At 64.2% G+C, this 12583-nt stretch carries 11 protein-coding genes; 4 read left to right on the top strand and 7 right to left on the bottom strand.

Going from position 1 to position 12583, the window contains the following annotated elements:
* From ACFDR6_RS34090 to ACFDR6_RS34100, 3 genes are all read right to left on the bottom strand, one after another.
* Nucleotides 1–687 (bottom strand): glutathione S-transferase family protein, encoded by a 687-nt coding sequence (locus tag ACFDR6_RS34090; protein WP_375861038.1) that lies wholly within the window; start codon nt 685–687, stop codon nt 1–3.
* A 130-nt stretch (nt 688–817) separates the two neighbouring features.
* Entirely contained in the window at nt 818–1144 is a 327-nt protein-coding gene (locus tag ACFDR6_RS34095) for a hypothetical protein (protein WP_212089349.1), read from the bottom strand.
* A 150-nt stretch (nt 1145–1294) separates the two neighbouring features.
* Nucleotides 1295–2425: a site-specific DNA-methyltransferase gene (locus ACFDR6_RS34100; protein WP_283818780.1), complete on the bottom strand. Its 1131-nt coding sequence runs from the start codon at nt 2423–2425 to the stop codon at nt 1295–1297.
* A 414-nt stretch (nt 2426–2839) separates the two neighbouring features.
* Between ACFDR6_RS34100 and ypfJ the strand changes: the two genes are divergently transcribed.
* Both ypfJ and moaB read left to right on the top strand, forming a co-directional pair.
* Nucleotides 2840–3775 (top strand): KPN_02809 family neutral zinc metallopeptidase, encoded by a 936-nt coding sequence (ypfJ, locus tag ACFDR6_RS34105; protein ID WP_375861039.1) that lies wholly within the window; start codon nt 2840–2842, stop codon nt 3773–3775.
* Nucleotides 3776–3925: 150 nt separating this feature from the next.
* Nucleotides 3926–4489, top strand: coding sequence for a molybdenum cofactor biosynthesis protein B (gene moaB, locus ACFDR6_RS34110; protein ID WP_375861040.1), 564 nt, complete (start codon nt 3926–3928; stop codon nt 4487–4489).
* Between the two features lie 196 nt (nt 4490–4685).
* Here moaB and ACFDR6_RS34115 read toward each other — a convergent pair whose 3' ends face one another.
* Complete coding sequence (locus tag ACFDR6_RS34115) at nt 4686–5645, bottom strand: bifunctional helix-turn-helix transcriptional regulator/GNAT family N-acetyltransferase (protein ID WP_375861041.1); 960 nt, start codon at nt 5643–5645, stop codon at nt 4686–4688.
* 63 nt (nt 5646–5708) lie between these two features.
* On the bottom strand, nt 5709–6281 hold the full coding sequence (locus tag ACFDR6_RS34120; RefSeq protein ID WP_212089358.1) for a glycosyltransferase family protein: 573 nt from the start codon (nt 6279–6281) through the stop codon (nt 5709–5711).
* Nucleotides 6282–6613: 332 nt separating this feature from the next.
* On the opposite strand from ACFDR6_RS34120, the gene ACFDR6_RS34125 reads away from it, so the two are divergent.
* Entirely contained in the window at nt 6614–7453 is an 840-nt protein-coding gene (locus tag ACFDR6_RS34125) for an RMD1 family protein (RefSeq protein WP_212089360.1), read from the top strand.
* 142 nt (nt 7454–7595) lie between these two features.
* Here ACFDR6_RS34125 and ACFDR6_RS34130 read toward each other — a convergent pair whose 3' ends face one another.
* Together ACFDR6_RS34130 and ACFDR6_RS34135 are read right to left on the bottom strand one after the other, a co-directional pair.
* On the bottom strand, nt 7596–8774 hold the full coding sequence (locus ACFDR6_RS34130) for an acetate/propionate family kinase (protein ID WP_375861042.1): 1179 nt from the start codon (nt 8772–8774) through the stop codon (nt 7596–7598).
* Nucleotides 8775–8776: 2 nt separating this feature from the next.
* Nucleotides 8777–11188: a phosphoketolase family protein gene (locus ACFDR6_RS34135; RefSeq protein WP_375861043.1), complete on the bottom strand. Its 2412-nt coding sequence runs from the start codon at nt 11186–11188 to the stop codon at nt 8777–8779.
* A 209-nt stretch (nt 11189–11397) separates the two neighbouring features.
* On the opposite strand from ACFDR6_RS34135, the gene ACFDR6_RS34140 reads away from it, so the two are divergent.
* Nucleotides 11398–12564, top strand: a complete 1167-nt coding sequence (locus ACFDR6_RS34140) for a PA0069 family radical SAM protein (RefSeq protein WP_212089371.1) — start codon at nt 11398–11400, stop codon at nt 12562–12564.
* The last annotated feature ends 19 nt before the right edge of the window (nt 12565–12583 follow it).

Genomic DNA, 12583 nt, shown 5'->3' on the forward strand with positions numbered 1-12583 from the left:
TCAGGCGACCTTGGTCGTCATGTGCTTGAACATATTGGCCCTCGCCTCATCGTCCATTTCGGCCTTGAAGGTGAACTTGTCCTTCAGCGCAGTCGCGCGCGCCGCTGCCGGGCGCGCCGAAATCTCCTCCACCAGTCGCTTCACGTTCGGGTATCGCGCAAAGGCGTCGTCACCGAGCTTGAACGGCAGCATCCGCGCCCAGCCCCACAGCGCCATGTCGACGATCGAATAGCTGTCGCCGACCATGGTGCGGCGGCCTTCGAGGTGGCCGTCGAGAATCCGGTAGTGGCGATCGGTCTCGTACTGATAGCGGTTATGAGCGTAGTCGTGGTTCTGGTCCTTCGGCGCGAAATGCTTGAAGTGCACCGCCTGGCCCGAGTACGGCCCGACGCCGGTGGCGATGAACATCAGCCATGACAGCGTCTCGCCGCGCACGCTGGCCGAGGGCAGGAACTTGCCGGTCTTCTCGGCGAGGTAGAGCAGGATCGCGTTCGAGTCGAACACGATCGTCCCATTGTCGTCGATCGCCGGCACCTTGCCGTTCGGATTGATCTTCAGATAGTCCGCCGTGAACTGCTCGCCCTTGCGGGTATCGATCTTCACCGGCTCGAAGGGCAGTCCCGCCTCCTCGAGATAGAGCGCGATCTTGGTCGGATTCGGCGAACCGTTGAAATAGAACTTGAGCATCACACATCTCCCCAGTGTTCTTGCCGAGAGCAAACGCGGCGTCATCGTCGCTTGGTCGCTTCTCTTGCCCGAACCTCGTTGGGGAGGGCAACCGGCGAGTTTGCCGTGCGGTATCTGCGCTCTGCGCAGATCAGCCGGCGTAACAAAGGCCGATCGCCGCCGTAATGACCATCGCCGCGCCGACCGCTTCCAGGCGCAGCCCGAGCCGCGCGGCGAGATGCATGTCGCCGGCCCGCGCCTTGCGCTCAGATCCGCGCGCATAGCCGTGAACGATGACGTCGTGATTGAAATTGTCGTGAGCCTCGTTGCTGCTGGCGAGCCCGACGCAGATCACGAGCACGCCGAACAGCGCGAGGCCGAAGAATCCGAGCAGGGCGATCAGGAACATCGGAAACATGCCGACCAGGAAGATCGGCAGCAGCGGCACCAGCAGCAATGTCTCGGACTGTCGTCGCATGGGAGCCGGCCGGTCAGACGGGGCTGATCAGCGGAATCTAATCCCGGCTGGCTCCCCATTCAAGGTGCCGTAGCGTGGGCAAAGGTGTAAAGTGCCGTGCCCACGGGTAGAGGTCCCACGGGTACGAGGTCCTGCGAGAGCAGGGTCGGATCAGTCTGCCGCCATGCCGGCGCGGATTTCGGCGCGCAGCTCGTCGATCAGCTTGAGACCCTTTTTGGTCTCGATGTGCCAGAACGTCCAGCCGTTGCAGGCTTGCGCGCCTTGCGCCACCGCGCCCATGCGGTGGATCGAGCCGACCTTGTCGCCGAACATGATGGCGCCGTCGGCGCGCACGAGAGCGCCGAGCTTCTTCTTGGCGTCGAACAGCTTGGTGCCGGGCATGATCATGCCGCGCTCGATCAGCTCGGAGAACGCAACCCGCGGCGCTTCGCGCGCGGTCATGAACGGGGCGAGGCTCGCCTCCGGCAGCGGCTCGACCGCGGCGATGCGGGCTTCGGCTGCTTTCGCATAGGTCTTGTCGCGCTCGAACCCGATATAGGAGCGACCGAGCCGTTTTGCGACCGCACCGGTGGTGCCGGTGCCGTTGAACGGATCGATCACGAGATCGCCGGGTTTCGACGATGACAGCAGCACACGCGCGAGCAGGCCTTCCGGCTTCTGCGTCGGATGCACTTTCTTGCCGTCGGCGCCCTTGAGGCGCTCCTCGCCGGTGCAGAGCGGAATTAGCCAGTCGGAACGCGCCTGCACGTCCTCGTTGGCGGCCTTCAGCGCCTCGTAATTGAATGTGTAGCCCTTGGCCTTTTCATCACGCGCGGCCCAGATCATGGTCTCGTGCGCGTTGGTGAAGCGGCGGCCGCGGAAGTTCGGCATCGGGTTCGACTTGCGCCAGACGATGTCGTTCAGGAGCCAGAAGCCGAGGTCCTGCATGATGGCGCCGACGCGGAAGATGTTGTGGTAGGAGCCGATCACCCAGATCGTCGCCGACGGCTTCATCGCGCGGCGGGCGGCAAGCAGCCAGGCACGGGTGAAATCGTCATAGGCGGAGAACGAATCGAACTTGTCCCAGTCGTCGTCGACTGCGTCGACATGGGATTCGTCGGGGCGCTTGAGATCGCCCTTGAGCTGAAGATTGTAGGGCGGATCGGCGAACACGAGATCGACCGAACCAGCCTGAAGCTTCGACATCTCGGCGACGCAATCGCCGAGGATGATGCGATGCGAAGGGGACTCGAAATTTGTGCGGGGCGCCCTTGCAGACGCCCCGCGACGCGACTCTACCATGACTCAAGAACTCTGACTCAGGCGACGCTGTCGGCGACGCGGGACCAAACAACCGACTGACCGTTACATTGAAGCGGCAAAGTAAAAATCGACTTAACCCGCCGCTTTGGTGAGCAGACCTCGCGTCGCGTTCTGCGTGCATGTCGTCGCGCGCATTCGTCGTGTTTTGCAGGAGATTTCGCGTTTGCTTGCGCCGCGGAAGCAATCATGGCTTCAAAACGGCTGCAAATTTCTCTCGGAAAAAATTGCTCGACCCTCGGAAAAAATTGCTGGCATCGGCATGTTGCCGCACTAGGCAATTTTTGCCGGCCACGATATTGATAAAAGCAACGGAAATTTTACGTGTGTGGCGCGTTGAGCTTTCGCGCTCCTGCGCCCGGACGACGCCAATCGAGGACTGAGGGAAAACCCGCCATGCGCTACGATGATTTCCGCCGCAGCGACGACATCGAGGATCGTCGCGATGATGGTGGTGGCGGCGGCGGAGGAGGCGGGTTCGGCCTGCCCATGGGCGGCGGCGGGCTCGGCATCGGCACCATCATCATCCTTGGCCTGGTCGGCTACGCCTTCGGCATCGACCCGCGCATCCTGATCGGCGGCGCCGAGATTCTCACCGGCGGCGGCCAGGCACCGACCTACCAGACCGATCGCCAGGCCTCCTCCGGCAAGCGCGGCGCGCCGACCGACGAGATGGGCAGCATGATCTCCGGCATTCTCGGCGAGATCGACGATCGCTGGACCGAAATCTTCCAGGCCAGCGGCCAGTCCTATACCGGTCCCAAGATCGTGCTGTTCCGCAACGCCACCAATGGCGGCCGCTGCGGCATGGCGCAGTCGGCAATGGGTCCTTTCTATTGTCCTCCGGACCGCACCATCTTCCTCGACACCAGCTTCTTCCGCGAGGTCGAGACGCGCTTCCGCGGCTGCTCCGGCAAGTCGGCGTGCAGCTTCACCACCGCCTACATCATCGCCCACGAGGTCGGCCATCACATCCAGAACTTGCTCGGCATCATCCCGCGCGTGACGCGGCTGCAGCAGCAGGCCGGCTCCAAGGCCGAGGCGAATGCGCTCCAGGTGAAGGTCGAATTGCAGGCCGACTGCCTGTCCGGCGTCTGGGTCAATCGCGAGGCCAAGAAGCGCCCGAACTTCCTGGAGCCCGGCGACATCGACGCCGCGCTGACAACGGCGAGCGCGATCGGCGACGACACGCTGCAGCGCCAGGCCACGGGCCGCGTCGTGCCGGATTCCTTCACGCATGGCTCGGCCGCGCAACGCAAGCAGTGGTTCATGACCGGCTACCAGCAGGGCACGGTCCAGGCCTGCAATACGTTCGGCGCCGGGGCGATGTAACGAAGGCTCCGTGCCCTGGACGCAGCGCGCATTATCATGCGCGATTGCGCATCTCGGAATCCGGGAGTAGTGCCGTCATCCTGAGGTGCTCGCCTCTTCGGCGAGCCTCGAAGGATGGCGGTGGTCGGTGTTGAGAGAGGGTGCAGCGCTATGGCGTCTATCGATGAAGCAAAACAGTTCATCCCGCTCAACATCGCGGTGCTCACCGTGTCCGACACGCGTGTCCTCGCTGACGACAAGTCGGGCCAGACGCTGACCGACCGTCTGCTGGCTGCCGGCCATCATCTCGCCGCGCGCGAGATCGTCACCGACGATGTCGAAGCCATCCGCACCGTGATCCGCCGCTGGATCGCGGATGCCGGCGTCGACGTCGTCATCACCACCGGCGGAACCGGCTTCACGGGACGCGACGTCACGCCGGAGGCGATCGAGCCGCTGTTCGAGAAGCGCATGGACGGCTTCTCCATCGCCTTCCACATGCTGAGCCACGCCAAGATCGGGACGTCGACGATCCAGAGCCGCGCCACGGCGGGCGTTGCGGGGGCGACCTATATCTTCTGCCTGCCGGGCTCCCCCGGCGCCTGCCGCGACGGCTGGGACGGCATCCTTGCAGCCCAGCTCGACTACCGCACGCGGCCCTGCAATTTCGTCGAGATCATGCCGCGCCTGGACGAGCATCTGCGAAGGCCGAAGGCGCAAGGTGCGACGGTTTAGCTGCTCGCTGTTTCTTCTTCCCTTTTCCCCCTTGTGGGAGAAGGTGGCGCGAAAGCGCCGGATGAGGGGTATCTATCGGCACGGAGTGCTCGGAGAGATACCCCTCACCCGCGTGAGCTTGTGTCTACCAGCGTCGTTGCCCTCTCCCGCAAGGGGCGAGGGCACATTTATACGCATCTCGCTCGTTGCGAGATGATCACAGATCCATTTCCCATGTCTCTCCGATCAGATCCTGTCCGAAGCTGTGATGCGGCTCCGTCGCGACCAGCTCGAATCCCGCACTCTGATAGATCCCGCGCGCGGCGACCAGGATGCTCTGTGTCCACAGCGTCATCCTTCTGTAGCCCCTCTCGCGGGCGCCCTGGATGCATTGATCGACCAGCGCGCGGCCGACGCCGAGGCCCCGCGCCTTCTTCTCCACCTGCAACAGGCGCAGCTTGGCGATCTCGTCGGTGGCCTTGACCAGAAAGACCGAGCCGACCGGCTCGCCACCCACTTCCGCGATCCAGCAGTGCTCGCGCGCGGCGTCGTAGTTCCTGATGAACTGTGCGCAGATCTCGGCGACCAGCGCCTCGTAGCTGATGTCCCAGTTGTAATCGGTGGCATAGGCAGCGGCCTGGCGGGAGATGACCCAGCCCATGTCACCGACGCGATGGCTGCGCAGCATGAACGCCGCGGGCTGAGCTCGACGTTGCTCCAGCACAGCTTCGATGGTCGCCATGGCCTGCGTGAGCCGCTTTGCATCGCTGGCCGAAAGCTGAGCCAGCATGGCGGCGACCTCGTTTTGCGAGTTCAGGTTCAGCTTGGCGTAGGTCTGGCGGCCCTTGGCGGTCAGACTGAGCTGGTGTTGCCTGCGATCCGCGGGCAGGGGCTTTCGCGTGATCAGCCCCTTTTCGTCGAAGTTTTGAACGATGCGGCTGAGATAGCCGGGGTCGAGACCAAGCTCGATTCCGATCTCCTTTGCCGCCACGTCGTCGCGATGCGCGAGCTCATAAAGCACCCGGGCCTCGCTGAGCGAAAACGGGCTCTTTCCGAGGTGCTGGTCGAGCACACCGAGCTTGCGGGTATAGAAGCGGTTGAAGGCGCGGACCGCTGCGATTTGACGGTCGGCGACCGGTTCGGCTACCGGGCTTAACGGCGAAGATCTTGAAGGCATGGGACATCTCGATATTTGCCATTGTCAATTAATTATTTGACTTTGGCAAGTATCGGCTTGGCCTCAGCCGACCATGACGATCCGGCTGCGCAGCATGGTCCGGGAGCGGCCGAGCCGCCGCAGCAGCCGCGCCTCGGAGCGGCGAGCCTGGGGTGGGTAGCCGCCGATCCGGTCGTAATGATCGCGCGCGATCAAAAGTCCCTGATCGCCCAAGGGACCGACGAGCTTGCGCACCACGGCCCAGAGGGTATCTCGGAAACCGGTATCGGCGTAGGGGGAGCGCGCATAGCGGAACACCGCTGCGCGATCGCGGCCGCTGGACGCGACGCTTTGGATGAACTGGGTCGTCTCCTCGATCCAGCCCGTGTCCAGCACCGCGCCTGCGGGGAGGAACATGAGCCAGGGCGAACGGGCCTGGAGCGCGCCGGCCGCGAGCGCCGCGCCTTGCGAGGATCCTTCGAAACCGACGAAACGGCAGCCTGCAACGTCGGCGACACGCTCGATGACACCATTGCGAGTGCCGTCGACAAGGAGCACTTCCTTGATGATGCCCGCGGCGGCGCCGGGCACCAGCGCGGCCAGAGTCGCCACCGCCGTCTGCTCGACACCTTCGGTCGGTATGATGACGCTCAGCATGAGTGAGGCTTCGATGTCCGTAATTCGGGAGAAGCGTAGTCCGTTATGATGTTGTCATAAACACGCGACGGCGCCGAGAGCAACTTTTGGCCGGGGGCCTCGGTATTCGATGGTAAACTACCAGAACCATCGCATTCAAATATGTCCGCTGCCGGGCGGGCAATGTTGCCGAATATTTCGGCGCAGGCCCGCCGGCCCAGTGTTAGTCCGGAGTTCGGCTCCGATATTGCGCGCCATGCGGGCAGATCGCAATCCCGCAAGGGGATGATGCGTGACAAACGACCGCGGACACAGGAACGGCCTGCCATCCGTAAGACTGACGAGAGTGTCCTATGAACGCCGATCAACTCGCTGTTAGTGCTCCTGCAACATCTCCGAAGGCGGACGGCGCGCCGACCTTGCGGATCCGGGCTCTGATGCTGGGTGACCGCATCAATGCCTCCGGGCTGGAGATCGGCACGCTGGTCTCGTCCACCCCGGCCGCCTTCCGCGTCCATGCCGGACTTGCCGTGATCTTCCGGTACGGCGTCGTGGTGCTGATCGGGCTGCTTCCTTCGGAGGAGAAGGTTCTCGTCGACAACCTGAAGTCACGCCTGATCGGAGAGTTCAGCCCCTTCGAGGAGGAGATCGCGCAGGCCCAGCTTTGCAACGACGAGGCCGCCGAGGCGATCCAGCCGGGCGGGCCGATCTGCCTCGCCAAATTCTCGGACGACCGTCTTCTCTTGATCGCTGATGCGCTCGCCAAGAGCACCTCGCTGGCGCGTGACGAGCGCCGCGTCGCCGCGGTCTTCGACGTGATCGAGCCGCTTGCGCGGCAGCTTGCCGAGCACGGCCGCACGCCGCCCGGCCGCAAGGGCATCCTGCAACTGATCGGCAACGCGCTGCTGGTCCAGCAGCGCGTTGCCGGCCGCGTCGCCGTGGCCGAAAAACCCGACGTGCTCTGGGAGAAGCCCGAGCTCGACCGGCTCTATTCACGTCTCGAGGACGAGTACGAATTGAAGGAGCGCCTCGACACGCTCGAGCGCAAGCTCACCGCCATCTCGGAGACCGCCAACGCGCTCACCGACATCATCGACACAAGGCGCTCGCTCCGCCTCGAGATTGCGGTGGTGGTGCTGATCGTGATCGAGGTCGTGATTAGCTGTTACCAGATATTGACGGGCACGCATTAGGGCAGCGAGAGGGCTGCGCGTGACTGTGCCCTCTCCCCCTGCGGGAGAGGGCAGCTCTGCTGGGAAATGCAATCTCACTCGGGTGAGGGGTCTGTCTCCGTGACTCCAACTCGCAATTCAGACTGGGGCCGCCGATGGCACTTCACCCCACGAGCACCGTCTTGCAGTGCCGCGCGATCGTCAGCTCTTCATTCGTCGGAACGACGAAGATTTCGACGGCACTCTCGCCCGCGCTGATCCGCTCGCGCGTCGCGTCATTCGCCGCAGCATCGACGTGCACGCCGAGCCAGCCGATGCGCTCGCAGATCGCGCTGCGAATTTCCTTGGCATGCTCGCCGATGCCGCCGGTGAAGACCAGGCACTCCAAGCCGCCGAGCGTGGTGGCCATCATCGCGACTTGCTGCGCCGCCCGGAAGACGAACAGATCGATCGCTTCCCGCGCCGCAGCTTCATTGCTCGCGAGCAGCGTGCGCATGTCCGCGGAGAGGCCCGAGACGCCGAGCAGGCCGGACTCGTGATAGAGCAGGTGCTGGACATCCTCGACCGACATGTTCTCGTGCTGTTGCAAATAGAGCAGGACGCCGGGATCGATCGCGCCGCAGCGCGTGCCCATCACGAGGCCGTCGAGCGGCGTCAGTCCCATCGTGGTGTCGATGCTGCGGCCGTCGTGCAACGCGCACAGGCTGGCGCCGTTGCCGAGATGCGCGATGACACAGCGCCTGGCCGCGAGCTCGGGCGCGATCTCAGCCAGGCGCCCCGCGACATATTCGAAAGAGAGTCCGTGAAAGCCGTAGCGCCGGACGCCGCGCGCCTCATACCGCCTCGGAATCGCGAAGCGGCTCGCGGGCGGGAGCATGCTGTGATGGAAGGCAGTGTCGAAGCAGGCGATCTGCGTCAGTGCAGGACGGATCGCCGCAAGCGCGCGAATTGGCGCGAGGCATCGCGGCTGGTGCAGCGGTGCCAGTGGGGTCAATGCCTCCAGCTTCGCTATGACGCTGTCTGTCAGTGCGACCGGGCCTGAATGATTCGGCCCGCCGTGAACGATGCGGTGGCCGGCCGCGCGCAAATTGCCTTGGCCGAACCGGTCCTCGATGAAGGCGAGCACGTCGGCGAACAAATGGCCGCCCTCGGCATCCGCCGCATCTCTTCGTGTCTCGAACAGATCTTCGCCCGCGGGGCTCTTCACCACGAGCCGGGGTCTTGCCTCGTGCTCGTCGAGCAGGCCCCTGCAAAGCAGCCTGGGTTCGTCCGCCGAAATCTCGAACAGGCCGAACTTGATGCTCGACGATCCCGAGTTGAGGACGAGGACCGTGTCCGACATGGCTAGTCGCCGGCCTCGGTCGGGGTGCTACCACCAGAGCTGTTGGGCCAGACCCAGTCCTGGATCTCGGGCATGTCCTCGCCGTGCTCGCGCACATAGCGCGAATGCTCGATCAGCTTGTCGCGGAATTGCTGCTTCGCCTGCGCGGCCTTGGCCGCGAGCCCGGGCACGCGTTCGATCGCTTCGATCGCGAGGTGGTAGCGGTCGAGCTCGTTGAGCACGACCATGTCGAACGGCGTCGTCGTGGTGCCTTCCTCGGCAAAACCGCGCACATGCATGCCGGCATGGTTGGTGCGGCTATAGGTCAGCCGGTGGATCAGATAGGGATAGCCGTGATAGGCGAAGACGACAGGCTTGTCCGATGTGAACAGGCTGTCGAAGTCGCGGTCGGACAGGCCGTGCGGATGCTGATTCTTCGGCTGCAGGGTCATGAGGTCGACGACGTTGACGACGCGGATCTTCAGGTCCGGCAGCGCCTTGCGCAGCAGGTCGACGGCGGCGAGCGTCTCCAGCGTCGGCACGTCGCCGGCGCAGGCCATGACCACATCGGGCTCCCGGCCTGCATCTTCCGTCCCCGCCCAGGTCCAGATGCCGATACCGGCATCGCAATGCGTGGCAGCTTCCTCCATCGAGAGCCATTGCGGCGCCGGCTGCTTGCCGGCGACGATCACGTTGATGCGGTTGTAGGTGCGCAGGCAGTGGTCGGCGATCCACAGCAGCGTGTTGGCATCAGGCGGGAAGTAAATGCGGACGATATCGGCCTTCTTGTTGGCGACGAGATCGACGAAGCCGGGGTCCTGATGGCTGAAGCCGTTATGGTCCTGACGCCAGACATGCGAGGTCAAGAGGTAATTGAGCGAGGCGATCGGGCGCCGCCACGGCAGCTCCCGCGTCACCTTCAGCCATTTGGCATGCTGGTTGAACATGGAATCAATGATGTGGATGAAGGCCTCGTAACACGAGAAGAAGCCGTGCCGGCCGGTGAGCAGATAGCCCTCGAGCCAGCCCTGGCAGAGATGCTCGCTTAGCACCTCCATGACGCGGCCGTCTTGCGCCAGATGCACGTCGTAGGGTTCGATCGGCTCCATCCAGACGCGCTCGGTTTCCTCGAACACCGCGTCCAGGCGGTTTGACGCGGTCTCGTCCGGTCCCATGATGCGGAAGTTGCGTTCCTTCGCGTTGAGGCGGATGACGTCGCGCAAGAATTTGCCGAGCTCACGCGTCGCTTCGGCCACGACGCCGCGCTGCGGCACCTCGATTGCGAAGTTCCGGAAGTCCGGCAGCTTCAGCTCTTTCTTCAGGAGGCCGCCATTGGCATGCGGATTGGCGCCCATGCGGCGAAGGCCTTCGGGCGCCAGCGCCTGAAGCTCGGGGACGAGGGCACCGCTCGCGTCGAACAGTCTTTCCGGCTCGTAGCTGCGCATCCAGTCTTCGAGCACTTTGAGATGCGCCGGGTTTTCACGGCAGCCTGCGACGGGCACCTGATGCGCGCGCCAAAAGCCCTCGACCTTCTTGCCGTCGACCTCCTTCGGACCGGTCCAGCCCTTCGGGCTGCGCAGCACGATCATCGGCCAGCGCGGCCGCTCCACGCTTCCGCGTCCGTCCCGTGCGTGCTGCTGAATCGAGCGGATGCTGGCGAGCGCGACGTCGAGCGCGTCCGCCATGGCCTGGTGCATCAGTTTGGGATCATGACCCTCGACGAACAGCGGCTCGTGGCCGAATCCGCGGAAGAGATCGCGGATCTCCGCATCTCCCATCCGCCCGAGCACGGTCGGATTGGCGATTTTGTAGCCGTTCAGATGCAGGATCGGCAGCACCGCGCCGTCATGAGCGGGGTTCAGGAATTTGTTGGAGTGCCAGGACGCAGCGAGCGGTCCGGTCTCGGCCTCGCCGTCCCCGACCACGCAGGCGACGATCAAATCAGGATTGTCCAGGGCCGCGCCATAGGCATGCACCAGCGCGTAACCGAGTTCGCCGCCTTCGTGGATCGAGCCCGGCGTTTCCGGCGCCGCATGGCTCGGAATGCCGCCCGGGAAGGAGAACTGCCTGAACAGCTTGCGCATGCCGTCCACATCGCGCGCGATATCGGGATAGATCTCGCTGTAGCTGCCTTCCAGATAGGTGTTGGCGACCATGCCCGGCCCGCCATGGCCGGGGCCGCAGACATAGAGCACGCTCACATCAAGTGCGCGAATGACGCGGTTGAGATGGGCGTAGATGAAGTTCAGGCCGGGCGTTGTACCCCAATGGCCGAGCAAACGCGGCTTGATGTGCTCGGGCCGCAGGGGCTCGCGCAGCAGCGGATTGTCGAGCAGGTAGATCTGCCCGACGGAGAGGTAGTTCGCGGCGCGCCAGTAGCGGTCGAGGAGATCGAGGTCGCTGCTCAAGGAGGCCGATTGTCGTTGATTTGTCATGTTCGTGCTGACCTTCACCCGGCGATCGTCACCAACATTGTTCCGCGGTGATTGATCCCTGACCGGCATCAGACGAGATCGTGATGACCGGGGTGTTGCGTGAGGTCAAAGGATCGCGCCCGAAAATTGGGCGGCACTTTGCATGGGGTTGTTTTTCAGTTTTTCGTTTGTGTTCTTGATTTGTTCCTTTGGCGTGCTATCTTGCCCTCATGAGTCCAGCAGCATCCTCTCATGCTCTCAAGCACCCGCCGGTCACGGCGCCCTCCGAGCCGGCGGGTGCGGACTCTGATTTTCCCGAGCTCGGCGTCGCCATCGACCGCGCGCGCAGGCGGGGGCGGGGTGCGCAGTCCAACGCCAGCGGCCGCTATGAGGCCGAGGCGCGCGTCGCCTTCGACGACGGCTGGCAGAGCCTCGAAGAGCTGCCGCCGTTCAAGACCAGCGTCGGCATCGACACTTCGCGCAAGGTGATCACCCGCAACGACAGCCCCGATATCGGCTTCGACCGTTCGATCAATCCCTATCGCGGCTGCGAGCACGGCTGCGTCTACTGCTTCGCGAGGCCGACCCATGCCTATCTCGGCCTGTCGCCCGGGCTCGACTTCGAGTCAAAACTGTTCGTCAAGCCCGAGGCGCCGGCGCTGCTGGAGAAAGAGCTCGCCGCGACCGGCTACGAGCCGCGGATGATCGCGATCGGCACCAACACCGATCCCTATCAGCCGATCGAGCGCGAGCGGAAAATCATGCGCGGCATCCTCGAAGTGCTGGAGCGTGCCGGGCATCCCGTCGGCATCGTCACCAAGTCGGCGCTGGTGGTGCGCGACATCGACATTCTCGCGCGGATGGCAAAGCGAAACCTCGCCAAGGTCGCGATCTCGGTCACCTCGCTCGATCCAGGACTGGCGCGCACCATGGAGCCGAGGGCCGCGACGCCGCCGAAGCGGCTGGAGGCGCTGAAGCAGCTTTCGGACGCCGGCATTCCGACCACGGTGATGGTCGCGCCCGTGATCCCCGCGCTGAACGATGCCGAGATCGAGCGCATTCTCGATGCCGCCGCCCATGCCGGCGTCAAGGAAGCCTCTTATGTGCTGCTGCGGCTGCCGCTGGAGGTGCGCGATCTCTTCCGCGAATGGCTGATGGCCAACTACCCGGATCGTTATCGCCACGTCTTCACGCTGATCCGCGACATGCGCGGCGGGCGCGACTACGACGCGAAATGGGGTGAGCGGATGAAGGGCACGGGACCGATGGCGTGGACCATCGGCCGCCGCTTCGAGATCGCCTGCGACAGGCTCGGCCTCAACAAACGGCGCTCGAAGCTAACGACGGATCATTTTGCGCGGCCGAAGCGGAACGGCGATCAGCTCAGCCTGTTCTGAACGGAATGAAAGAGGCGCA

It is taken from the genome of Bradyrhizobium tunisiense (assembly GCF_042263385.1).
Lineage (GTDB): Bacteria > Pseudomonadota > Alphaproteobacteria > Rhizobiales > Xanthobacteraceae > Bradyrhizobium > Bradyrhizobium tunisiense.

Coding starts and splice junctions, on each gene's coding strand:
- ACFDR6_RS34090 (WP_375861038.1), bottom strand. CDS start 687: ATGCTCAAGTTCTATTTCAACGGTTCGCCGAATCCGACCAAGATCGCG.
- ACFDR6_RS34095 (WP_212089349.1), bottom strand. CDS start 1,144: ATGCGACGACAGTCCGAGACATTGCTGCTGGTGCCGCTGCTGCCGATC.
- ACFDR6_RS34100 (WP_283818780.1), bottom strand. CDS start 2,425: ATGGTAGAGTCGCGTCGCGGGGCGTCTGCAAGGGCGCCCCGCACAAAT.
- ypfJ (WP_375861039.1), top strand. CDS start 2,840: ATGCGCTACGATGATTTCCGCCGCAGCGACGACATCGAGGATCGTCGC.
- moaB (WP_375861040.1), top strand. CDS start 3,926: ATGGCGTCTATCGATGAAGCAAAACAGTTCATCCCGCTCAACATCGCG.
- ACFDR6_RS34115 (WP_375861041.1), bottom strand. CDS start 5,645: ATGCCTTCAAGATCTTCGCCGTTAAGCCCGGTAGCCGAACCGGTCGCC.
- ACFDR6_RS34120 (WP_212089358.1), bottom strand. CDS start 6,281: ATGCTGAGCGTCATCATACCGACCGAAGGTGTCGAGCAGACGGCGGTG.
- ACFDR6_RS34125 (WP_212089360.1), top strand. CDS start 6,614: ATGAACGCCGATCAACTCGCTGTTAGTGCTCCTGCAACATCTCCGAAG.
- ACFDR6_RS34130 (WP_375861042.1), bottom strand. CDS start 8,774: ATGTCGGACACGGTCCTCGTCCTCAACTCGGGATCGTCGAGCATCAAG.
- ACFDR6_RS34135 (WP_375861043.1), bottom strand. CDS start 11,188: ATGACAAATCAACGACAATCGGCCTCCTTGAGCAGCGACCTCGATCTC.
- ACFDR6_RS34140 (WP_212089371.1), top strand. CDS start 11,398: ATGAGTCCAGCAGCATCCTCTCATGCTCTCAAGCACCCGCCGGTCACG.